This is a genomic window from Enterobacter cloacae complex sp. ESBL7 (assembly GCF_041679625.1).
In the GTDB taxonomy this organism is placed as follows: Bacteria; Pseudomonadota; Gammaproteobacteria; order Enterobacterales; family Enterobacteriaceae; genus Enterobacter; species Enterobacter asburiae_B.
In genome coordinates, this window is record NZ_JBGORN010000001.1 from 920,184 (window position 1) to 938,634 (window position 18,451).

General features: G+C 52.5%; 24 protein-coding genes, 2 tRNA genes, 1 other RNA gene and 2 pseudogenes. 20 read left to right on the forward strand and 9 right to left on the reverse strand.

The window, feature by feature from the left end; all coding sequences use genetic code 11:
* Positions 1 to 144: 144 nt before the first annotated feature.
* The gene (locus ACERY3_RS04405) at positions 145 to 729 is read right to left on the reverse strand and encodes an inovirus Gp2 family protein (protein ID WP_373225149.1); all 585 of its coding nucleotides are present in this window, start codon (positions 727 to 729) and stop codon (positions 145 to 147) included.
* 502 nt (positions 730 to 1,231) lie between these two features.
* The gene (locus ACERY3_RS04410; protein WP_373225150.1) at positions 1,232 to 2,668 is read right to left on the reverse strand and encodes a YfjI family protein; all 1,437 of its coding nucleotides are present in this window, start codon (positions 2,666 to 2,668) and stop codon (positions 1,232 to 1,234) included.
* 329 nt (positions 2,669 to 2,997) lie between these two features.
* Here ACERY3_RS04410 and ACERY3_RS04415 point away from each other — a divergent pair, with 329 nt between their 5' ends.
* The 15 genes and pseudogenes from ACERY3_RS04415 (at position 2,998) to ACERY3_RS04485 (ending at position 10,628) form a co-directional block, all read left to right on the forward strand.
* Positions 2,998 to 3,885 carry a GTPase family protein gene (locus tag ACERY3_RS04415; protein WP_373225152.1) on the forward strand — a complete coding sequence of 296 codons (888 nt, stop codon included), beginning with the start codon at positions 2,998 to 3,000 and terminating at the stop codon, positions 3,883 to 3,885.
* A gap of 198 nt (positions 3,886 to 4,083) precedes the next feature.
* Positions 4,084 to 4,488, forward strand: coding sequence for a hypothetical protein (locus ACERY3_RS04420; RefSeq protein ID WP_373225153.1), 405 nt, complete (start codon positions 4,084 to 4,086; stop codon positions 4,486 to 4,488).
* 64 nt (positions 4,489 to 4,552) lie between these two features.
* The gene (locus ACERY3_RS04425) at positions 4,553 to 5,017 is read left to right on the forward strand and encodes a hypothetical protein (RefSeq protein ID WP_373225154.1); all 465 of its coding nucleotides are present in this window, start codon (positions 4,553 to 4,555) and stop codon (positions 5,015 to 5,017) included.
* Between the two features lie 121 nt (positions 5,018 to 5,138).
* A complete protein-coding gene (locus tag ACERY3_RS04430; RefSeq protein WP_373225155.1) occupies positions 5,139 to 5,372 on the forward strand; it encodes a DUF905 domain-containing protein in 234 nt (77 codons plus the stop codon).
* 56 nt (positions 5,373 to 5,428) lie between these two features.
* The gene (locus tag ACERY3_RS04435; RefSeq protein ID WP_373225156.1) at positions 5,429 to 6,247 is read left to right on the forward strand and encodes a DUF932 domain-containing protein; all 819 of its coding nucleotides are present in this window, start codon (positions 5,429 to 5,431) and stop codon (positions 6,245 to 6,247) included.
* Entirely contained in the window at positions 6,247 to 6,435 is a 189-nt protein-coding gene (locus ACERY3_RS04440) for a hypothetical protein (RefSeq protein ID WP_373225157.1), read from the forward strand. The genes ACERY3_RS04435 and ACERY3_RS04440 overlap by 1 nt, the downstream gene beginning before the upstream one ends.
* A 67-nt stretch (positions 6,436 to 6,502) precedes the next feature.
* A complete protein-coding gene (locus ACERY3_RS04445; protein ID WP_373225158.1) occupies positions 6,503 to 6,979 on the forward strand; it encodes an antirestriction protein in 477 nt (158 codons plus the stop codon).
* 11 nt (positions 6,980 to 6,990) lie between these two features.
* The gene (radC, locus tag ACERY3_RS04450; protein ID WP_373225159.1) at positions 6,991 to 7,470 is read left to right on the forward strand and encodes a DNA repair protein RadC; all 480 of its coding nucleotides are present in this window, start codon (positions 6,991 to 6,993) and stop codon (positions 7,468 to 7,470) included.
* An 11-nt stretch (positions 7,471 to 7,481) separates the two neighbouring features.
* A pseudogene (locus ACERY3_RS04455) lies at positions 7,482 to 7,703 on the forward strand (DUF987 family protein).
* 22 nt (positions 7,704 to 7,725) lie between these two features.
* On the forward strand, positions 7,726 to 8,085 hold the full coding sequence (locus ACERY3_RS04460) for a type IV toxin-antitoxin system YeeU family antitoxin (protein ID WP_373225160.1): 360 nt from the start codon (positions 7,726 to 7,728) through the stop codon (positions 8,083 to 8,085).
* Between the two features lie 51 nt (positions 8,086 to 8,136).
* On the forward strand, positions 8,137 to 8,511 hold the full coding sequence (locus tag ACERY3_RS04465) for a TA system toxin CbtA family protein (protein ID WP_373225161.1): 375 nt from the start codon (positions 8,137 to 8,139) through the stop codon (positions 8,509 to 8,511).
* Between the two features lie 98 nt (positions 8,512 to 8,609).
* Positions 8,610 to 8,987, forward strand: a complete 378-nt coding sequence (locus tag ACERY3_RS04470; protein WP_373225162.1) for a TA system toxin CbtA family protein — start codon at positions 8,610 to 8,612, stop codon at positions 8,985 to 8,987.
* The gene (locus ACERY3_RS04475) at positions 8,984 to 9,475 is read left to right on the forward strand and encodes a DUF5983 family protein (RefSeq protein ID WP_373225163.1); all 492 of its coding nucleotides are present in this window, start codon (positions 8,984 to 8,986) and stop codon (positions 9,473 to 9,475) included. The genes ACERY3_RS04470 and ACERY3_RS04475 overlap by 4 nt, the downstream gene beginning before the upstream one ends.
* A 29-nt stretch (positions 9,476 to 9,504) precedes the next feature.
* On the forward strand, positions 9,505 to 9,708 hold the full coding sequence (locus ACERY3_RS04480; RefSeq protein ID WP_373225164.1) for a hypothetical protein: 204 nt from the start codon (positions 9,505 to 9,507) through the stop codon (positions 9,706 to 9,708).
* 81 nt (positions 9,709 to 9,789) lie between these two features.
* Positions 9,790 to 10,628 (forward strand): annotated as a pseudogene (locus ACERY3_RS04485) (DUF4942 domain-containing protein).
* Positions 10,629 to 10,761: 133 nt separating this feature from the next.
* Here the strand turns inward: ACERY3_RS04485 and ACERY3_RS04490 are convergent.
* From ACERY3_RS04490 to ACERY3_RS04500, 3 genes are all read right to left on the reverse strand, one after another.
* Positions 10,762 to 10,849 (reverse strand) — tRNA-Ser (locus ACERY3_RS04490).
* A gap of 136 nt (positions 10,850 to 10,985) precedes the next feature.
* Entirely contained in the window at positions 10,986 to 11,663 is a 678-nt protein-coding gene (locus tag ACERY3_RS04495; RefSeq protein WP_058840840.1) for an isochorismatase family protein, read from the reverse strand.
* A gap of 21 nt (positions 11,664 to 11,684) precedes the next feature.
* Complete coding sequence (locus ACERY3_RS04500) at positions 11,685 to 12,545, reverse strand: pirin family protein (RefSeq protein WP_058840839.1); 861 nt, start codon at positions 12,543 to 12,545, stop codon at positions 11,685 to 11,687.
* Positions 12,546 to 12,654: 109 nt separating this feature from the next.
* On the opposite strand from ACERY3_RS04500, the gene ACERY3_RS04505 reads away from it, so the two are divergent.
* Complete coding sequence (locus ACERY3_RS04505) at positions 12,655 to 13,560, forward strand: LysR family transcriptional regulator (protein ID WP_048975951.1); 906 nt, start codon at positions 12,655 to 12,657, stop codon at positions 13,558 to 13,560.
* Between the two features lie 133 nt (positions 13,561 to 13,693).
* Here the strand turns inward: ACERY3_RS04505 and ACERY3_RS04510 are convergent.
* A non-coding RNA gene (locus ACERY3_RS04510) (RtT sRNA) lies at positions 13,694 to 13,831 on the reverse strand.
* 45 nt (positions 13,832 to 13,876) lie between these two features.
* Positions 13,877 to 13,964 (reverse strand) — tRNA-Ser (locus ACERY3_RS04515).
* 232 nt (positions 13,965 to 14,196) lie between these two features.
* Between ACERY3_RS04515 and ghrA the strand changes: the two genes are divergently transcribed.
* From ghrA to ACERY3_RS04535, 4 genes are all read left to right on the forward strand, one after another.
* Entirely contained in the window at positions 14,197 to 15,135 is a 939-nt protein-coding gene (gene ghrA, locus ACERY3_RS04520; RefSeq protein WP_058840838.1) for a glyoxylate/hydroxypyruvate reductase GhrA, read from the forward strand.
* 84 nt (positions 15,136 to 15,219) lie between these two features.
* On the forward strand, positions 15,220 to 15,957 hold the full coding sequence (locus ACERY3_RS04525; RefSeq protein ID WP_039261721.1) for a phosphatase: 738 nt from the start codon (positions 15,220 to 15,222) through the stop codon (positions 15,955 to 15,957).
* A 21-nt stretch (positions 15,958 to 15,978) separates the two neighbouring features.
* A complete protein-coding gene (locus tag ACERY3_RS04530; RefSeq protein ID WP_029740002.1) occupies positions 15,979 to 16,533 on the forward strand; it encodes a molecular chaperone in 555 nt (184 codons plus the stop codon).
* Positions 16,534 to 16,629: 96 nt separating this feature from the next.
* Complete coding sequence (locus ACERY3_RS04535; protein ID WP_072196684.1) at positions 16,630 to 17,112, forward strand: DUF1097 domain-containing protein; 483 nt, start codon at positions 16,630 to 16,632, stop codon at positions 17,110 to 17,112.
* A 43-nt stretch (positions 17,113 to 17,155) separates the two neighbouring features.
* Here the strand turns inward: ACERY3_RS04535 and csgG are convergent, their stop codons facing one another.
* The gene (gene csgG, locus ACERY3_RS04540) at positions 17,156 to 17,989 is read right to left on the reverse strand and encodes a curli production assembly/transport protein CsgG (protein ID WP_025755858.1); all 834 of its coding nucleotides are present in this window, start codon (positions 17,987 to 17,989) and stop codon (positions 17,156 to 17,158) included.
* A 26-nt stretch (positions 17,990 to 18,015) separates the two neighbouring features.
* Entirely contained in the window at positions 18,016 to 18,429 is a 414-nt protein-coding gene (gene csgF / locus ACERY3_RS04545; RefSeq protein WP_373225165.1) for a curli production assembly/transport protein CsgF, read from the reverse strand.
* Between the last annotated feature and the right edge of the window lie 22 nt (positions 18,430 to 18,451).

Below are 18,451 nucleotides of genomic sequence, written 5' to 3' on the forward strand. Positions count from 1 at the left end.
GCAGGGGGAATCGCCTGGATATCCGTAACCATTCCCCACACGTCTACGTTAAATCCATTATTATCCCCAGCACGATACTCAATCAGGGAATAATCATAACTGTTCTGCCAACCATTCCACCCGTGGCAATACCTCTCGGTAATCCTATCCCCGGCTCATTCCAATGGACCTATAGCCATCGCCATAACACTTGGTATGGTTTTTCGCCAGGTAATCCATACGCTTCAATAAGTCGGTAAGCTGTTGCATATAATTAGGGGATTTCCTGTTTAAATAATAACACCCACCATGAGCCATGTTCGCTAACCCCGAATATTTATCTGCATCCAGACCTAACGCACTACACCATGCCTGCTGGATTAATGCGTATAAACTGTCATCGGCATTATAACGCCCGGCACCACGGTAGAAGTCTTTATTCAGTAGCAGTAAGACATGGTAATGTTTACGGCGATTACGTTCACCGACTTCACGTACCCATACATATCGTAATCTATTAGATCGGTTACGTTTCCATCGTCGGTTCTTACGTTGGCAATCGACCAGCAACTTAGCTTTCAGTGATTCAATAAAACGAGTAACCTCTTTGTTCGAATCACCATATTGATAGCGACGGGGAAAACGTAAATCAACACGTAACGCTACGGTACGAGGAAACTCTTCTGTTGCATTACGAATAACATCGTAAAATGCTTTCTGGTAATCAGCATTCAAGGAATTATGTTGCATGTTAATACCTGAATAAATATTTCACTCAATCGGTAAGATTGAGGTAAGCAGGAATAAGAAACCATACGATTAATCATCATGATAATGTTACATGCAGATATGCCATATGAACATTATCGGGTGGTAAGCATTAACCGTATGGTGTTACATACTCAATGTGTATTGCGTTATAATTAACTGACTGTATGGGTATAGTGTATTAGCATGTTAATGATCAATACTTTGGATAGATAGTGCAGGTATTAATAACAACATGTACACCAGTAACAGATATATATGACTAACAGTCATTGCTAAGAAGTATTACTAGTATATATTACTAACAAACATATATTACTATACCGACAGTTAATCCATCACTAAAAATATAACAATAAGCACCTCCGCTTGAGTAAACCCCATGCAAATGATAAGTGTGATAATGATTTCACTCTGATATTAGTTTTCATTATTTCACTCATTTTACCCTGTGATAACCTGCTACAGTAGCAGCTGTAGCAGCTCAATAGAATGAAAAAACGGGGTTTTTAGTATAGGCATTATCATCAAAGTCGCGGCCTTTGAACACCATTCTGGCCCCGTATCGACCATAATCAATATCTATCACCTTTGCTTTTTCAAGGTTACTCATGACGGTTTCCAGTAACGTTCCTTTTCGCAGGATATTAGGTCCAAAACGCCTGATGCTATTAAACCTCAGAGAACGTTTTCCTGTGGAGTCCATTTTACGATGCAGCCATGACAATAATAATGCCTCATAATATCCCTCCTCATATGCAAAAAGGTTCATAGCCTGTTGCATATACCACTCGCATAATATCCAGGCACTTTCAACGTATTCTTTTTTAATCGTAGTGGAGCCGTCTATAAAATAGGCGAACAGAGCGGATAATCGCGCAACATTATTGGACAGTTTGGAAGCAAAGTCATTCATGCTTCCATACGCTTTATCAGGCCGAATCAGGCTTTCAATATGATTATAAATGCAGTCCCACTCATACTGGGCGGCAGGTTCAAAAACAGACTGCTTTTTTATCTTTGAATCTTCATTTGCCCGGGACTCTTCTAGCAAATCGACTATACGCTGATGAAAAACATCCAGAGAATATGAATCATGGTAATGAGGTCGAATAAAACGCTCACCTTGCGTAGAAAGACCTTCATCGATATGAACCACCAGGCAACGAGCAAAAAAACCACTACCGCGAGCTTTTTCACCATGCCTTTTGAAATAGGAATCAAATACCTTTTTTTGTGCCATCACGGATAGTGTGATATTTCCGTCCTCTATTGTGAAGCTCTTCGTCGTTTTACGCTCCACGTGGAAACTGACACCATCCCACAGTGAATTAATAAAACTCAGATCTTTCATGACCTGTCTGTCCAGGACATTAGCGCCTTCATCTGCAATCAACCCCACATTTGACGAGTGGTTATACATCGCTAACTGTAAAGCCTCAGGGGTAACGTTACTGTAAATAATTCGACTGATTTTAGGTTCCGCAGGCATATCATTGTTTAATTCATGTAGTCGTTGTTCCAGTACTTTAGTACATTGCCCTTTTACGGCAGCCTTTCTTATCTGACTTCGCATTCCCTTTTGTTTTTCATGCCAGATAATCTGATTAACATCATGTTCTTTTTCTTTTAGTCTGGCCTGATGCAGGTTGTCCGCATCATGTTGATAAAATGGTTTAAGCATTTTTCTGTCTACTGATGTTTTCCGCTCGCCTGAGTTTGCAATGACCAGCAGAAACAGTGATACAGGTGAAGTCACATTTTCATTTACCCTGACATCAATCAGGCTCTGACAAGCCAGTGACATCGCGCTTATTGCTGATGATACAATAAGTGGAATAGATGCCTGTGTAAACTTATTAACATCTTTAATAGCCTCGCGTAAGAATGTCGGAATAGCGCTTAATGGGAAATCATTCATAAATCACCTATTGGTTATTAACTTTCGGGTGAATTATAAGTAGCAAACCATGTAGCAAGTCAACATAACACGCTAATGTTTAGTCCGTTCTGACAGTATTGGACTAAATTAGTTAAGTAGTAACTTCCGGAAATTTATATTTATCGGTACTTTCTTTATCAGAAAAAAACAGACGAATAATACCGGTCTTGCTATACCCTGCCAGTTAATATAAAGCATGTGTTATTTTTTAAATAAAACTCAGTTATATATCACCTCAGTGAATTCCCTCCAGTTTTACTCCAGCAGGCCATTCTCTCTGGATGGCCTTTTTTCATTCAGAGGCCGATATGAAACATCCCTCGGGCTACGCCCTTATCCGTCGCCATCTCCGGCGTTATCCGCACGCGCTGCGTCAGCATCTACTGCAGGAACTTAACCGGCTGGTGACCTATGAGCCCGTGATTGGCATCATGGGGAAAACTGGCGTCGGGAAGTCCTCGCTATGCAATGCGTTGTTCCGAAGCCCTGTCTGCGCCGTTAATGCGGTGGAAGCCTGTACCCGTCAGCCACAGCGTGTCCGCCTGCGCTTCGGGAGCCATTATCTGACGCTGGTGGATTTACCCGGCGTGGGTGAGAGCCAGGCCCGTGACGGCGAATATCGTGAGTTGTATCGTGACCTCATGCCACAGCTCGATATGGTGCTGTGGGTGCTCAAGGCCGATGACCGCGCTTATGCGGTGGAAGAGCAGTTTTATCAGGACGTATTTACGCAGTTCAGCGGGCCTATGCCGTCAGTGGTATGGGTGCTGAACCAGGTGGATAAAACTGAACCTGCCGAGCAGTGGAACTGGTTATCGGCTCAGCCCTCGGCGTTACAGGCTGAGCATATTGCACAGAAGCAACTGGCGGTAGCTCATCAGCTAGGGATTTCTGAGCAGGATATTCTGCCGGTCTCAGTCCGGGGACGTTATCGCCTGTCACGTCTGGTAGAAGCGATGATTACCCGCCTCCCAAAGCAGGCCCGCAGCCCGCTTGTGCCGCACCTGCAGAACGGGTATCGCACCGAAGCCATCATCAGCACCGCCAGCGGCAGCTTCGGTGATGCCGTGGTGGACGTCATCGATAAGGTTATTGACCTGGCCCCATTGCCGCAGGTGGCCCGTTCAGCGCTGCATGCCGTCACCCACACCGTCGCCCGCGCGGCACGCTCCCTGTGGGGATTTTTCTTCAGTTAGATAAACATCGTCATCACTGTCGATAAGCGTTTTTGCTTCATCACGATCAATTTCGTCGATCGAACAGATCGATATTAATCGCTGTACCTGATAAGTCCCGCGGCGACATAATCCACGGGGATTTGTGTCATTACGTTATTTACTCATTAAAAATCAATGCGATGACTCGCAGGGATTGTCACGTCTTAAGGAACTTATATGACTAAATATTATACCGCTACTGCCGCCATGATGCTGCTGGCAGCCCTGTCCTCAACTGCCGGTGCGGCTGAAAATGACATCATTAAGGTCGATATTCAGAAGAACATACAGGGTATCAATGTCGCCGTGACGGCTAAAACTGACACTGTCGTGATTAAAAATATTGACGTCAACCGGGGCAAATGCCCGCTGCTGACAAAGGGAAGCATCACGTACCAGGGCAAACGGCTTGAGGGATGGGTGGCGCAGGGGGCGAGCTTCACGCCCACCACGATGCATTTTGCTGACGGCCTGACCTGGCATTTTGGCCATACTTACCTTCAGCCCCCGGCGGGCGTGGTCTGCAGCTTCCTTGAAGCCAGAGTATTCACCGACCAGGGCACCTTCACAGTGACCGAATAAACCGCTTTTAACATCGACCTCTAATCTCCCCAAATTTCATATTGCTTATTAAAGGAAAAGTACTATGTCATTCAAATCGATAGTCCCTCTGGCCCTGGCGCTTTGCTTCTCCGGCCAGGCGCTGGCGTTCGGTAACCACGATACCTGGACCCGTGGCTTCACACAGGGTACAGCGGAATACACCATCCTCGGCAAGGGGCAGTCACAGCTGTACCTCGCCTGCGACAGCTCCGGCTCACAGGCCGCCACCATCATCTTCACCGACGTGAACGGCCATCAGGTCAGCATGGACAGCGGTCAAACCCTGACGATGAAAATCGATAACGACGAAGAGGCCGATATCAGCGAAAGCGATTCTCACGTGGGGGAAAACAACCTGATGTGGGCGTGGAACAAGCTGCGTACCGGTAAACGCGTGCTCGTTTCCGGCTCAGGTGCAAAACAGGCGGTGTTCACGCTGAAGGGTGCCGCCGCGTTAATACCGGCCTTCGGCGATAAAGGCTGCGTGGCTAAATTCGACGTGCCGTAATATCTCCTGCCACTCAGCAACAACACTACCCCGCAATACTTAGTTGCTCTTTAGCCAACACCACTCCACGCCCTGCTCATTGAGCAGGGCGTTTTTCTTTGTCTTTCAACAGGAACTGAATATGCCAGTCACTGACAATATGCCATTACCACCCTGTCCGTTCACCCGCCAACAGGCTGAAGCCGTAGTGGTGCTTTACACCAACGTCACCATTGAAGACGACCAGGGGACGCACTTTCGGCTGGTGCTCCGCGACAGCGAGGGGCAGTTGATCTGGCGGGCGTGGAATTTTGAAGCCAGTGCAGGGGAAGGGCTTAACCGCTATCTGGTCAGTCACGGTATACCCCGGGACTGAAGTACCACGGGCCTCACCCGGAGACCCGCCACACCATCAACCATAAGGAATTAACCATGAGACTAGCCAGCCGTTTTGGGCGAATAAATCAGATCCGCCGTGACCGTCCACTGACTCACGAAGAATTACACCAACATGTACCCAGCGTTTTTGGCGAGGACAAACACGCCTCCCGCTCAGAACGCTACAGCTATATACCGACCATCACCCTGCTCGAAAACCTGCACCGCGAAGGGTTCCAGCCCTTCTTTGCCTGTCAGTCACGCGTGCGCGATCCTGACCGTCGTGAGCACACAAAGCACCTGCTACGCCTGCGTCGTGCTGGTCAGATAAACGGTCAACATGTGCCTGAAATCATCATTCTGAATTCGCACGATGGCGCGTCAAGTTTTCAGCTTTTACCAGGAATTTTCAGAAGCGTGTGTACCAACTCGCTCGTCTGCGGCCAGTTGTTTGGCGAAATCAGAGTTCCGCACCGGGGCGATATCGTCGGGAAGGTGATTGAAGGTGCTTACGAAGTACTCGGTGTCTTTGACCGGGTGGAAGAGAAACGAGAGGCCATGGAAGCCCTGTTACTCCCACCACCAGCACAACAGGCGTTGGCGAACGCCGCGCTGACGTACCGCTTTGGGGAAGAGCACCAGCCTGTGACCGCCACGCAGATACTGACACCGAGACGGTATGAGGACCGCCAGGACGACCTGTGGACAACGTACCAGAGGCTGCAGGAGAACCTGCTGAAAGGCGGGCTGAGCGGACGTACCGCACAGGGTAAACGTACCCACACTCGCGCGGTTAACGGCATCGACGGCGACGTAAAACTCAACCGGGCGCTCTGGGTGATGGCAGAAAGCCTGCTGGAGAGCCTGAAGTAATGCAGCCTATTCCCGATGGCGTGATTCAGGTTTCGCCACATCCGTTTCCCCTGCACCACCAGGCAGATTGTCGCTCCATCTCCGATGACGACCTGTGCGCCTGGTGCTCACACCTTCTTTATCAACCCGATGAACTCAGCCTGCCGCCGCTTAAACCTCCCGGAGGGTCACTGGCCCTCGCTCTGTGATGAGGACGGCTGTGCGCAGTCCTGCCCGTCACTCCTTCTCAACAACATACTGAAAAAAGGAAACAACATGAAAAACAAACTCACCCAGACCAGCACGGAGACGGAATCCCTCGCCTCGCCACACACTGATGCTGACGGCATCATATGCACCTCAGTGCCCGATGAGCAGCGTGTTGCCTTCTGGCCACAGCACTTCGGCAGCATCCCACAGTGGATAACTCTCGAGCCGCAAATCTTTGCCTGGATGGATCGCTTCTGCACGGACTACATCGGGGGCATCTGGAATTTTCATTCACTCAGCAACGGCGGTGCATATATGGCACCCGAAGCCGATGCCGATGAAAAGTGGGCACTGTTCAATCCGATGAACGGCAATGGTGCGGGGATGAGCGCAGACGCTGCCGGAATTGCGGTTTGCCTCATCGCTTACAGTCATCATGCCTGCCGTACGGAATGCGATGCCATGACAGAGCACTATTACCGCCTGCGGGACTATGCGCTCAGGCACGCGGAATGCAATGCCATCATGCGCATCATTGACTGAGGTAAACCATTATGGAGCAACAACTTCCGCTGTTTGCCCGTGAACTGCCCCCCACAGAACAGCAGACCATACGGACGGCACTGACCCTGCTGGAATGCCAGCTACGTGAGCCAGGTGCAGCATTTACATCCAGCAGCTCAGTACGCGACTGGCTACGCCTGCAGCTTGCCACGCTTGACCGCGAAGCCTTCACCGTTCTGTGGCTCGACAATCAGCATCGCCTGATAGCCCACGACACGCTTTTTCTCGGAACAATCAACACCATCACCGTGCATCCGCGTGAGGTCGTAAAGGCCGGTCTGAAACACAATGCCGCCGCCGCAGTACTTGCGCACAACCACCCTTCAGGTGAGGCGGAGCCCAGTCAGGCAGACCGTAAGATGACAGAACGCCTGAAACAGACGCTGGACCTGGTGGATATCCGGTTGCTTGATCACCTCGTGGTGGGCGGGATGGATATTATTTCCTTTTCCGAACGAGGCTGGATCTGAGGAACAACAGGATGAAAATCATCCCCAAACGTCAGGCGATAGCGCTGTACCGCCAGCATCCGCAGGCGCGGCTGTTTCGCTTCTGCACGGGTAAATACAAATGATCCGGCAGCGTCTGCCACTACGCCGGGCGGGAGGTGCAGGATATCAGCGGCGTGCTCGCGGTCTTTGCAGAACGCCGTCAGGACCGCAATTGTCCGTATGTAATCCTGTGCAGCGTCACGCTGAATTAACTCAACTTAAAGGAGATCTACATTGTCGAATAAAACACGACCAGACAGCCACGATATCGCTGAGCCCTGGTGGGGACTGAAACGCAGTGTCACACCGTGCTTTGGTGCTCGCCTGGCGCAGGAGGGCAACCGGCTGCACTACCTGGCCGACCGTGCCAGTATCGCCGGAACATTCAGCGACTCAGATTTGCGCCATCTCGATCAGGCTTTTCCAGTGCTGCTCAAACAGCTGGAGCTGATGCTCACCAGCGGTGAACTCAATCCCCGCCATCAGCACTGCGTCACACTGTATGCGAAAGGGCTGTCGTGCGAGGCGGATACTCTCGGCAGTTGTGGTTATCTCTATCTCGCGATTTACCCCACACCAGCAACAACCGCGTAATGCTTCTTGCTCTTTATCCTCGTTTTAATCCATCAACTAAGAGATCCAACAATGAGAATTTATCCAGTTTCCGCAAGGCGGGCCGCTGAGATTGAGCGGTTATCGCATGTGTCACCGATTGCCGTGTGGCAGCGCCTCCTGACATATCTGCTGGACCATCACTACGGTCTGGCGCTCAACGACACGCCGTTTGGCGAGGAGGCCATCATTCAGGAATGCATTGACGCCGGTGATTCGCTGGTTGATGCCCTGAATGAGATGGCTGAAGACAGCGAGCTGGAACGTACTGATAATCGGGGAAAATCGCTCATGCCCGTCTCGTCGCGGCTCACGCCAGCAGATATTCTGAGCGCCCAAAACATGATGGGCCTGGCAGGCAGTCGCGCCAGCCTCATTATCAGCGCTTCGTCATCGCTCAGAAGCTAACTCCTCACCATCACACCTTCGCCTCGTACAGGCGATCCGCCGCGCCAGCATCCGTTGTCGTAACGTCTGGCGATGCTTTATTTACCGGAGTAAAACCAATGCAACCCCAACCACTATCCCAAACGCGGGAGGTACCGGCACGCCTGTCACCGGAGGATGTCTGGCAGCAGCTTTTGAGCCACCTGCTGGACCAGCACTACGGTCTCACGATTAACGACACCCCGTTTGGCAACGACGGTGTGATTCAGGAGCATATTGACGCAGGTATCTCACTGTGCGACGCCGTGAATTTTATCGTGGAAAAGTACGATCTGGTTCGTACCGATCGCCGTGGCTTCAGCGCAGAAACACAGTCGTCGCTTCTCAGCAGTATCGATATTCTCCGCGCCCGCAAAGCCACCGGGCTGATGACCCGTAACGATTACAAAATGGTGACCGACATCACCACCGGCAAAAACCGCGAGGTGCAGCCATGAAACTGTCCCTGACCGTAGAAGCCGATACCATTAACGTACTGGCCCTGAATGCGGGCCGGATCGCCGTAGATATTGACGGGATTGAGCTGGCCGATCTGATTAATGTGGTCTGCGATAACGGTTATTCGCTTCGTATTGCTGATATCCCCGGAAAGCTCATTGTTGAAGATCCGCTACCACACCCCGCTCGCGTTAATGGCATCCAGTGCAGCACCGCACACATCACGGCGGAAGACAACACTCTGCTGTTTACCCTTTCGCACCAGCATGAAGACTTTGGCGAGTCGGAATGGATTAGCTATACCGGCTCGGGTTATCTGCTCTGCCTGGGGGCGTGGTCATTTCCGGTCTTACGTCTCAAACGCCTCGGCCTGTCGAAAGCCTGCCGTCGGTTAGTGGTGACGCTTATCCGTCGCTACGCCGCTAGCATTGTTCATCTGGATGCCTTTGGCGAAGTGCTGCCGGGTTTTGCCACCTTTGACTGGTAACCCATCCTCAATAACCACAAGGTTTTCACATGCCAGAATTAACCACCGAAGCCGCTCTAACCATCCTGATTAACTGGCTTCAGGACAACATCAGTTGCGACAGCGACATTATTTTCGACAACGACGAAGACAATACGGATTCGGCGGCGCTGTTGCCCTGGATTGAACGTGCGCGTCAGGACGTTCGCGATCTCCGTCATCTCCGGTTTCTGCATCATGCCAGAACTGATTAACCGCCTGACAATATTCATCACACACGCATAAGCGCCAGCCCTCACCGGCTGGCGCTTTGCTTTATATAAGGAAAGAAAAACATGTCAGAACGTACCCTCACCGAATCCGAAGTATTAACCGGTCACACCGACGTGATTTGTTCCACCAGCATTGAGAGTATCGTCACCGGACGTAATGCTGCACTAAGCCTGACAGAACGCCTTATTCATCAGCTCAGTGATATTTCTGCACTCACCGACAGCATTGGCGGGGGTAAAGCGAATGAATGGGGAGTGCAGCAATACCGTTACGACTGCTGGCTGATGGAGAAACCAGAAACGGCGATGAAAGCCATCACCCGCAATGTTGATCGCAGTATCTGGAAAGATTTAATGCAACGGTCAGGAATGCTGTCGCTCATGGACGCTCAGGCCTGAGATGAGTGTTACAACAGCCTGGAATAGGAGGATATTCCGGCGGTAAGCGAATAGAATATCCTGAGCACGTTTGAGCAACTGCATCTGAATAAAGGTGAGGTGTTTGAGCGAGGAGTCATTAACATCTTCAAAGGCTTAAGCTGGGACTACAAGACCAATTGCCCCTGTAAGTTTGGCGCGAAAGTCATCGTGACGGGACTGGTCAAATATGACCGGTGGGGATTTGAGCTTAACTGGGGCTGGCAACGTGACCGTCTGGCGGACCTTGAACGTATGCTGATGCTTCTGGATAGCAAGCCGCCGATAAACGCGCTGACGTTACACGTCGTCTCGGCGATCATATCCACGCTAACCGGCACAGCAATCGGTACGAGGACGAGATGTTTACGATTAAATATTTCCAGAAGGGTACGGCGCATATCAGCTTCAAACGCCCCGAACTGGTCGATAAACTGAATGACATCATTGCCCGACACTATCCGGGGGCGCTGGCGGCGAGATGAAAGGGGAGTGAGCTGTCCGATGCCTTCGCAAGTGAGCCAGCGCAAGCCAGATGGCAATGGCATACTGGATGGCATACCAAAAAGATGCACAAAACAAAAAGCGCATGTTAATTAATAACATGCGCTCATAATATGGCGGTGAGGGGGGGATTCGAACCCCCGATACGTTGCCGTATACACACTTTCCAGGCGTGCTCCTTCAGCCACTCGGACACCTCACCATATTTTTTGCTGCCTGACCGCTTGGGGGGCAACGGGGCGCTACTATAGGGAGTTGCGCTAACACGGTCAAGCAGATTTTCTGTATTCGTGCTCGTTCGGTTAAGCCTTAATCAGCTCTTGTCGCAGCACGGGTAATTAACGCTGTGAATCGAGCACTTCGCTGTTTTTAACTACTTCCTGTGCTTTGCCGTAGCTTTCGATCAGCAGCTGGTAAGCCGGGAAGATGTGGGTATACACCTCAGCCCACTCGGCTGCGTCCTCACGATTCCAGGTTCTCTGGATCTCAGAGGCCACCGCCGCCGTATCCATCGGAACCACACCGGCCTGCACCACGCGCGCCAGGGTGATCTCCTGCGCCATTTTGCTGTAGGTGCCGGAGGCATCAATCACCGCAAACACCTTATAGCCGTCCGCCACCGCGTTGATTGACGGGAAGGCCATGCAGACGCTGGTGATAGTGCCCGCGATAATCAGCATCTTGCGCCCGGTCGCTTTCACCGCCGCAACAAACTCCGGGTTATCCCAGGCGTTGATCTCGCCTTTACGGGCAACATACTGCGCATGCGGCGCGTTGGCGTGGATCTCCGGGATAAGCGGTCCGTTCGGTCCCTGCGGGACGGACGCGGTGGTGATCACCGGGATCTTCGCCAGAGTCGCGATTTTTGCCAGCGCAGCCGCACGGGCGCGCAGTTCCGGCATTGGCATATCCCCAACGGTCTGGAACAGACCGCTCTGGTGATCGATAAGCAACATCACCGCATCGTTCACATCAATAACCGGACGTGCGCCATTAAAATTCGCAGGTGTAGACATTATCTTCTCCTTTTATTAATTTCAGATCTGACCGAAGCGGCCGGAATTAAAATCATGAATGGCTTCGTTGATTTCGCTTTTACTGTTCATCACAAACGGGCCATAGCCCACGATGGGTTCATTCAGCGGCTCGCCCGCCATCAGCAGCACTTTGGCATCGCTGTTCGCCTCCAGGTGCAGTTTGTCGCCTTCCTGACTCAAAACGACCAGCTGGGCTTCACCCGCCTGCGTTGTACCGTTCACCGTGATGTTGCCTTCAAGCACGACCAGCGCGGTGCTCCAGCCTTCGGGCTGATTGAGCGTCAGATGGCTTCCCTGGTTCAGCGCGATGTCCCAGACGTTGAGCGGTGAGAAGGTGTGCGCCGGGCCGGTTACAGCCTCGTAGCGACCGGCAATAACCCGCAGCGAACCGCTGTTATCCGGTAGCGTCACGGTCGGGATCGCATCCTTCGTAATGCTCTGGTAGCCCGGTGCCGCCATCTTGTCTTTGGCCGGCAGGTTGACCCAAAGCTGCATCATTTTCAGTTCTCCGCCTTTCTGCGAGAACGCGCTGGAGTGGAACTCCTCGTGCAAAATGCCTGCACCTGCCGTCATCCACTGCACGTCGCCGGGGCCAATGACGCCGCCTTTGCCCGTGGAGTCGCGATGCTCCACTTCACCGGAATAGACGATGGTGACCGTTTCAAAACCCCGGTGAGGGTGTTGGCCTACGCCGCGTTTCACCCCATCTGCCGGAAAGGTGTACGGGCCCGCATAGTCCAGCAGCAGGAACGGGCTCAGCGGCTCGCCGTGGGTTTGGTAAGAAAACATCGAACGGACCGGGAAACCATCGCCAACCCAGTGCTGGCGGGGAGCGGTATAAACGCCTGTTACGTTTTTCATGATTAACTCCTGATGTTCTGTTGATGTAATTAGCTTATATTCAGAGTTAATACTCCGGTAGATAGTGAAAATGGCATTCACTGTTCTGAAAATGGAACGATGAGGATTTATGCAGGATCTCAATGACTTCGTCTGGTTTGTGAAGGTGGTGGACTACGGCGGCTTTGCGGCGGCGGGAAGGGCGCTTGATCTGCCAAAGTCCAGGCTAAGCCGCCGGATAGCGCAGCTCGAGGAACGCCTTGGCGTGCGGCTTATCCACCGAACAACCCGACAGTTTACGGTGACCGAGGTCGGGCAGACCTTCTACCAGCACTGTAAAGCGATGATGGTGGAAGCCGAGGCCGCGGAGGAAGCCGTTGCTGCACTGCAGGCTGAACCGCGCGGTGTTGTCAGGATTACGTGCCCCATAACTCTGTTGCATGTCCACGTGGGTCCGATGCTGGCCAGATTTATGGCGCGCTACCCCGGGATCAATCTTCAGCTTGAGGCGACCAACCGGCGGGTAGACCTGGTGGGAGAGGGGGTTGATATCGCGATTCGCGTACGCCCGCGTCCGTTTGATGACAGCGATCTGGTATTAAGGGTGCTGGCTGACAGGGGGCATTGTCTGGTCGCGGGTCCGGCGTTGATTCAACGCATGGGAGAACCCGTCGTGCCGTCTGAACTCAGTGCCTGGCCCGGGTTAAGCATGAACGAGGGGAAACATATACATAAATGGGAGCTGTCCGGTCCCGGAGGTGCCAAAGCGGAGATCCATTACCATCCTCGATTGATCACCACCGACATGCTGGCGCTACGTGAAGCTGCCATGGCAGGCATCGGCGTGGTGCAGCTGCCGATTTTGATGGTCAAGGACCAGCTGGCGACGGGGAAACTGGTACGGGTGCTCGACGCATGGGAACCCCGACGGGAAGTGATTCACGCGGTTTATCCTTCGCGGCGCGGCCTGCTGCCGTCCGTCAGGACGCTGGTGGATTTTCTGACCGAAGAGTATGCGCGGATGGTGGAAGAGTAAAGACTTTGTAGGTCGGGTAAGCGCAGCGCCACCCGACATAAAGAGCGCAGGGAGTTTCAAGGTTCTTATCCCCCCTTTACGGAGAATATAAAAGAAAAAAGCCCGTACTTTCGTACGAGCTCTTCTTCAAATATGGCGGTGAGGGGGGGATTGACTCGCTTCGCTCGCCCTGCGGGCAGCCTGTTCGCTACGCTCTCAGTCTGTCCAACTGGCTGTCGCCAGTTGTCGAACCCCGGTCGGGGATTCTCATCCCCCCGCAGGCATGCAATATGCGAAAAAAAAAGCCCGCATTTTCATGCGAGCTCTTCTTCAAATATGGCGGTGAGGGGGGGGTTCGAACCCCCGATACGTTGCCGTATACACACTTTCCAGGCGTGCTCCTTCAGCCACTCGGACACCTCACCATATTGTCATCCCGTTGTTGCCGGGACGGGCGCTAATGTAAGGAAAAGCCGAACTGCCGTCAACTCACTTTTTCAGTAATTTAGCGCGTTTAGACAAACTTCAGGCAACATGATTCTTAAATGTGCTGAAAGCGTATTTTTTATCAGCAACACAGTCGCGCTATAAATTTGTTATGCTGACCGTCCAGTGAAAAAGCAAAATAAATCAGCGCAATAAAAGGCAGGAATGACAATGGATATACTTTTCTATCACCCCACTTTTGATACGGCATACTGGATCAAGGCGCTTTCGGCGGCGTTACCCGGCGCACGCGTTCGCGAGTGGAAGCGTGGCGATAATGAACATGCTGACTATGCGCTGGTCTGGCATCCTCCGGTAGAAATGCTCCAGGGCCGCAAGCTGAAGGCCGTTTTTGCCCTGGGAGCCGGCGTGGATTCCATTCTGAGCAAACTGAAGGCACACCCTGAAATGCTGCCGGAAGATATCCCCCTTTTCCGCCTGGAAGATACCGGAATGGGCCAGCAAATGCAGGAATATGCCGTGAGCCAGGTACTGCACTGGTTCCGCCGCTTTGATGATTATCAGGCCTTTAAACAGCGAGCCCACTGGGAGCCGCTGCCGGAGTACCGTCGCGAAGACTTTACGATCGGCATACTCGGTGCGGGCGTGCTGGGCTCAAAAGTGGCCGAAGCGCTTGCCCCGTGGGGATTCCCGCTACGCTGCTGGAGCCGCAGCCGCAAGAATTATCCGGGCGTTGAGAGTTTTGCCGGAACGGATGAGCTTCCTGCATTCCTGAAAGGGACACGCGTGCTTATTAACCTGCTGCCAAACACGGCGGAAACGGTAGGGATCATCAATGAAGCCCTGCTCAATCAGCTCGTCGATCAGAGCTACCTGATGAACCTCGCGCGCGGGGTCCATGTCGTGGAAGGCGATCTGCTGAAGGCGCTGGACAGTGGAAAGCTCAAAGGCGCCATGCTGGATGTCTATAGCCGTGAGCCGCTGCCCGCGGAAAGCCCGCTGTGGGCGCACCCGCGCGTGGCGATGACCCCGCACGTGGCTGCCGTGACGCGTCCGGCAGAAGCGGTGGCGTATATATCCCATACCATCAGCGAAATGGAAAAGGGTAACGCGGTCACCGGCCAGGTCGACAGACAGCGCGGCTACTGAGAGAAACCCGGCGTTCGCCGGGTTTTTGCTAATATTCGCCGCTGATAACTGCTATCCTTTGGAAAAACCGCAGAGGAGAGAGAGATGTATCCCGTTGACCTGCATATGCACACCGTCGCCAGCACCCACGCGTATAGCAACCTCCATGATTATATCGCCCAGGCGAAGCTTAAAGGCATCAAGCTGTTCGCGATCACCGATCATGGCCCGGACATGGCGGATGCGCCGCACTACTGGCATTTTGTGAATATGCGGATCTGGCCACGCCTGGTGGACGGCATTGGGATACTGCGCGGCATTGAGGCGAACATCAAAAATGTCGACGGTGAGATCGACTGCACCGGCCCGATGCTGACGTCTCTTGACCTTATCCTCGCCGGTTTCCATGAGCCGGTTTTCCCTCCCCAGGATAAAGACACCAACACCGCGGCGATGATTGCCACCATTGCCAGCGGCAATGTGCACATTATCAGCCACCCCGGTAACCCGAGGTATCCGATTGATATTCAGGCTGTCGCGCAGGCGGCAGCGAAGCACCGCGTGGCGCTGGAGATTAATAACTCCTCTTTTGTGCACTCGCGTAAGGGCAGTGAAGCCAACTGTCGCGAAGTGGCTGCCGCCGTGCGTGACGCAGGTGGCATGGTGGCGCTGGGCTCAGATTCTCATACCGCGTTTACGCTGGGCGATTTCAGCGAGTGCCTGAAAGTGCTGAATGATGTTAACTTCCCGGAAGCGCAAATCCTGAACGTGACCCCACGCCGCATGCTCGATTTCCTCGAGTCGCGCGGAATGGAACCGATAGCCGAATTTGCCGATCTTTAATTGTGTAATGGAATCATAAAAATGAACGAGTTTTCCATCCTCTGCCGCGTGCTGGGTACGCTTTATTATCGCCAGCCGCAAGACCCGCTGTTGGTTCCGCTCTTTACGTTAATTCGTGAAGGCAAACTGGCGCAGAACTGGCCGCTGGAACAGGATGATTTACTGGAACGTCTGCAAAAAAGCTGCGACATGCAGCAGATTGCGACGGACTACAATGCGCTGTTCGTTGGCGATGAGTGCCGCGTTTCGCCATACCGTTCAGCCTGGCAGGAAGGGGCAACGGAAGCGGAAGTCCGCGCGTTCCTCTCCACGCGCGGTATGCCGCTGAGCGATACGCCGGCCGATCATATCGGTACGCTGCTGCTGGCGGCGTCCTGGATCGAAGACAACGCCGGTGATGATGAGAATGAAGCCATCGAAACCTTGTTCGAAACATACCTGCTGCCGTGGGTTGGGACATTCCTGGGTAAAGTCGAAGCGCATGCCACCTCGCCGTTCTGGAGAACGCTGGCCCCGCTGACCCGCGACGCTATTGCGGCAATGTGGGATGAGCTGGAAGAAGAGAACGAAGAGTGATTTAGATCACATAAATTCTGCAACTCAACATTTCAACTTGCACGTAATGTGCTTCTGATCTCATTTCTATGGTGCGCATCTGCTAAGATGCGCGCCATGAATATATTACTTTGTATCGCACTAACGACAGGTATTCTCTCCGGACTCTGGGGATGGGTTGCCGTGTCTCTCGGATTGCTCAGCTGGGCCGGGTTCCTCGGCTGCACCGCCTATTTCGCCTGTCCGCAGGGGGGCGTCAAAGGGCTCTTTATCTCTGGCTGCACGCTGATGAGCGGTGTTATCTGGGCGCTGGTGATCATGAAGGGCAGCGCGCTGGCGCCGCATATGGAGATGCTGGGGTACGTCATGACGGGTGTCGTTGCCTTTTTAATGTGCATCCAGGCTAAGCATCTGCTGCTTTCATTTGTGCCGGGGACCTTTATGGGGGCGTGCGCGACCTTTGCAGGGCAGGGTGACTGGAAGCTGGTGGTTCCCTCCCTGGCGCTGGGGTTGCTGTTTGGCTATGCCATGAAAAACAGCGGTCTTTGGCTGGCGTCGCGACGGGGAAAAGCGCAAAACATCACTGCGGTGAGCGAATAAAAAAAGGCGAGATAATCATCTCGCCTTTTTTATGCGCTTCCTGTCAGGATTCCGGAGGGACTGACATATCGCGGTATTTCACCAGGATCGGGTTCTGCACGTCTGCTTTGTTTTGCAGATCCCACAGCCCGCGGTCAATACCGTCGTTGATTAAGAAGATCACGCCGGTTTCAATGGCTGACATCAGGCACATCATGACCGGCTCGTTAGAGGTGTAGCCAATTTCACCTTCCAGCAAACGCTGGTAATCGATGAAGCGGAATACCCCAGCCTGCACTTCATAAGACAGAATGGTTTTGCTGGTGTTCACCGAAGAGAGCACTTCGCCTGTACTGACGTTAACCACACGCAGGTTGACGGCGATTTGGTCAAGCTGGTACTGGGTATCCGCACCGATACCGAAGTAACGAGCTCCTGCACCACCCGACTTAACGTTACTTTCGTAGCCAATAATCGATCCTTCGATCATCACGTTCGCTGCCGCCAGAGATTGCAGAGGCATGCGGTTATTGTCCGCGACGGTGCCATTTTCCTGAGCGGCACGAATGATTTTGCGTTCATTCAACAGGTTCTGGAGCCCCTGACGTTCCAGCGGAATAAACCAGTGCGAATCCTTGAGCGCGGTAACCAGCATGGCGGTGGCGCTTTGCGGCACAGCCGTGGAGAAGTTACTTGCCGGGTAAGGTTTAAATTGCCCGGTTTCATCCTGAATGTTGTATACGGAGACAAATATTTTCCCCGTAGGTGAAGGTAAATGCGTTAAATCGCGATAACTCTGGGCCCGAGGCATTAATGTCGGTTTTGCAGCTTCTTTAGGTGGAGCAGTTAAACAACCGCTCAATAAGCACACTGCAACAAATATCAGGAAGCGCTGCATGATCGTTGTCCTTATTTAGCTATTGTTTAAAAGTCAGTTGAATTACTTTGTAGACCGGAAACCTGAATAGTGGAGATTCTTCCGGTTTTACGATCGGTCACGTTCAACTGAAGCTGTCCGTCAGTATTGGCGATATCAACGATAAAGTCGTTGGTCACCATGCGGCTGGGTTTACCGGTATTAATGTTGGTCAGTAACCCCCCTAAAATCTGCGACTGAATAGCTTGAGTGAAGTTGTCCAGTGCGGACGGGGTATCAACGCTAAAATCCTTTAAGCTGGGATCCTTATAGGAGTTTTGCGCCTGGGCTTCGTTCAACAGGAACGCGCCGTTATTAGGGTTACCGCCAAAGTTAGGGTTACGGAACTGAAACGTCATGTTTCCGGCCCAGCTTATGGGTGTTATCAGCATTATCGAAACAACTGCATATGCAATACGCATGACAGCCTCCGCATATCGGTTC

Excerpts from the sequence above, each read along its gene's own strand:
- ACERY3_RS04405 (WP_373225149.1), bottom strand. The coding sequence starts at position 729 with ATGCAACATAATTCCTTGAATGCTGATTACCAGAAAGCATTTTACGAT.
- ACERY3_RS04410 (WP_373225150.1), bottom strand. The coding sequence starts at position 2,668 with ATGAATGATTTCCCATTAAGCGCTATTCCGACATTCTTACGCGAGGCT.
- ACERY3_RS04415 (WP_373225152.1), top strand. The coding sequence starts at position 2,998 with ATGAAACATCCCTCGGGCTACGCCCTTATCCGTCGCCATCTCCGGCGT.
- ACERY3_RS04420 (WP_373225153.1), top strand. The coding sequence starts at position 4,084 with ATGACTAAATATTATACCGCTACTGCCGCCATGATGCTGCTGGCAGCC.
- ACERY3_RS04425 (WP_373225154.1), top strand. The coding sequence starts at position 4,553 with ATGTCATTCAAATCGATAGTCCCTCTGGCCCTGGCGCTTTGCTTCTCC.
- ACERY3_RS04430 (WP_373225155.1), top strand. The coding sequence starts at position 5,139 with ATGCCAGTCACTGACAATATGCCATTACCACCCTGTCCGTTCACCCGC.
- ACERY3_RS04435 (WP_373225156.1), top strand. The coding sequence starts at position 5,429 with ATGAGACTAGCCAGCCGTTTTGGGCGAATAAATCAGATCCGCCGTGAC.
- ACERY3_RS04440 (WP_373225157.1), top strand. The coding sequence starts at position 6,247 with ATGCAGCCTATTCCCGATGGCGTGATTCAGGTTTCGCCACATCCGTTT.
- ACERY3_RS04445 (WP_373225158.1), top strand. The coding sequence starts at position 6,503 with ATGAAAAACAAACTCACCCAGACCAGCACGGAGACGGAATCCCTCGCC.
- radC (WP_373225159.1), top strand. The coding sequence starts at position 6,991 with ATGGAGCAACAACTTCCGCTGTTTGCCCGTGAACTGCCCCCCACAGAA.
- ACERY3_RS04465 (WP_373225161.1), top strand. The coding sequence starts at position 8,137 with ATGAGAATTTATCCAGTTTCCGCAAGGCGGGCCGCTGAGATTGAGCGG.
- ACERY3_RS04470 (WP_373225162.1), top strand. The coding sequence starts at position 8,610 with ATGCAACCCCAACCACTATCCCAAACGCGGGAGGTACCGGCACGCCTG.
- ACERY3_RS04475 (WP_373225163.1), top strand. The coding sequence starts at position 8,984 with ATGAAACTGTCCCTGACCGTAGAAGCCGATACCATTAACGTACTGGCC.
- ACERY3_RS04480 (WP_373225164.1), top strand. The coding sequence starts at position 9,505 with ATGCCAGAATTAACCACCGAAGCCGCTCTAACCATCCTGATTAACTGG.
- ACERY3_RS04495 (WP_058840840.1), bottom strand. The coding sequence starts at position 11,663 with ATGTCTACACCTGCGAATTTTAATGGCGCACGTCCGGTTATTGATGTG.
- ACERY3_RS04500 (WP_058840839.1), bottom strand. The coding sequence starts at position 12,545 with ATGAAAAACGTAACAGGCGTTTATACCGCTCCCCGCCAGCACTGGGTT.
- ACERY3_RS04505 (WP_048975951.1), top strand. The coding sequence starts at position 12,655 with ATGCAGGATCTCAATGACTTCGTCTGGTTTGTGAAGGTGGTGGACTAC.
- ghrA (WP_058840838.1), top strand. The coding sequence starts at position 14,197 with ATGGATATACTTTTCTATCACCCCACTTTTGATACGGCATACTGGATC.
- ACERY3_RS04525 (WP_039261721.1), top strand. The coding sequence starts at position 15,220 with ATGTATCCCGTTGACCTGCATATGCACACCGTCGCCAGCACCCACGCG.
- ACERY3_RS04530 (WP_029740002.1), top strand. The coding sequence starts at position 15,979 with ATGAACGAGTTTTCCATCCTCTGCCGCGTGCTGGGTACGCTTTATTAT.
- ACERY3_RS04535 (WP_072196684.1), top strand. The coding sequence starts at position 16,630 with ATGAATATATTACTTTGTATCGCACTAACGACAGGTATTCTCTCCGGA.
- csgG (WP_025755858.1), bottom strand. The coding sequence starts at position 17,989 with ATGCAGCGCTTCCTGATATTTGTTGCAGTGTGCTTATTGAGCGGTTGT.
- csgF (WP_373225165.1), bottom strand. The coding sequence starts at position 18,429 with ATGCGTATTGCATATGCAGTTGTTTCGATAATGCTGATAACACCCATA.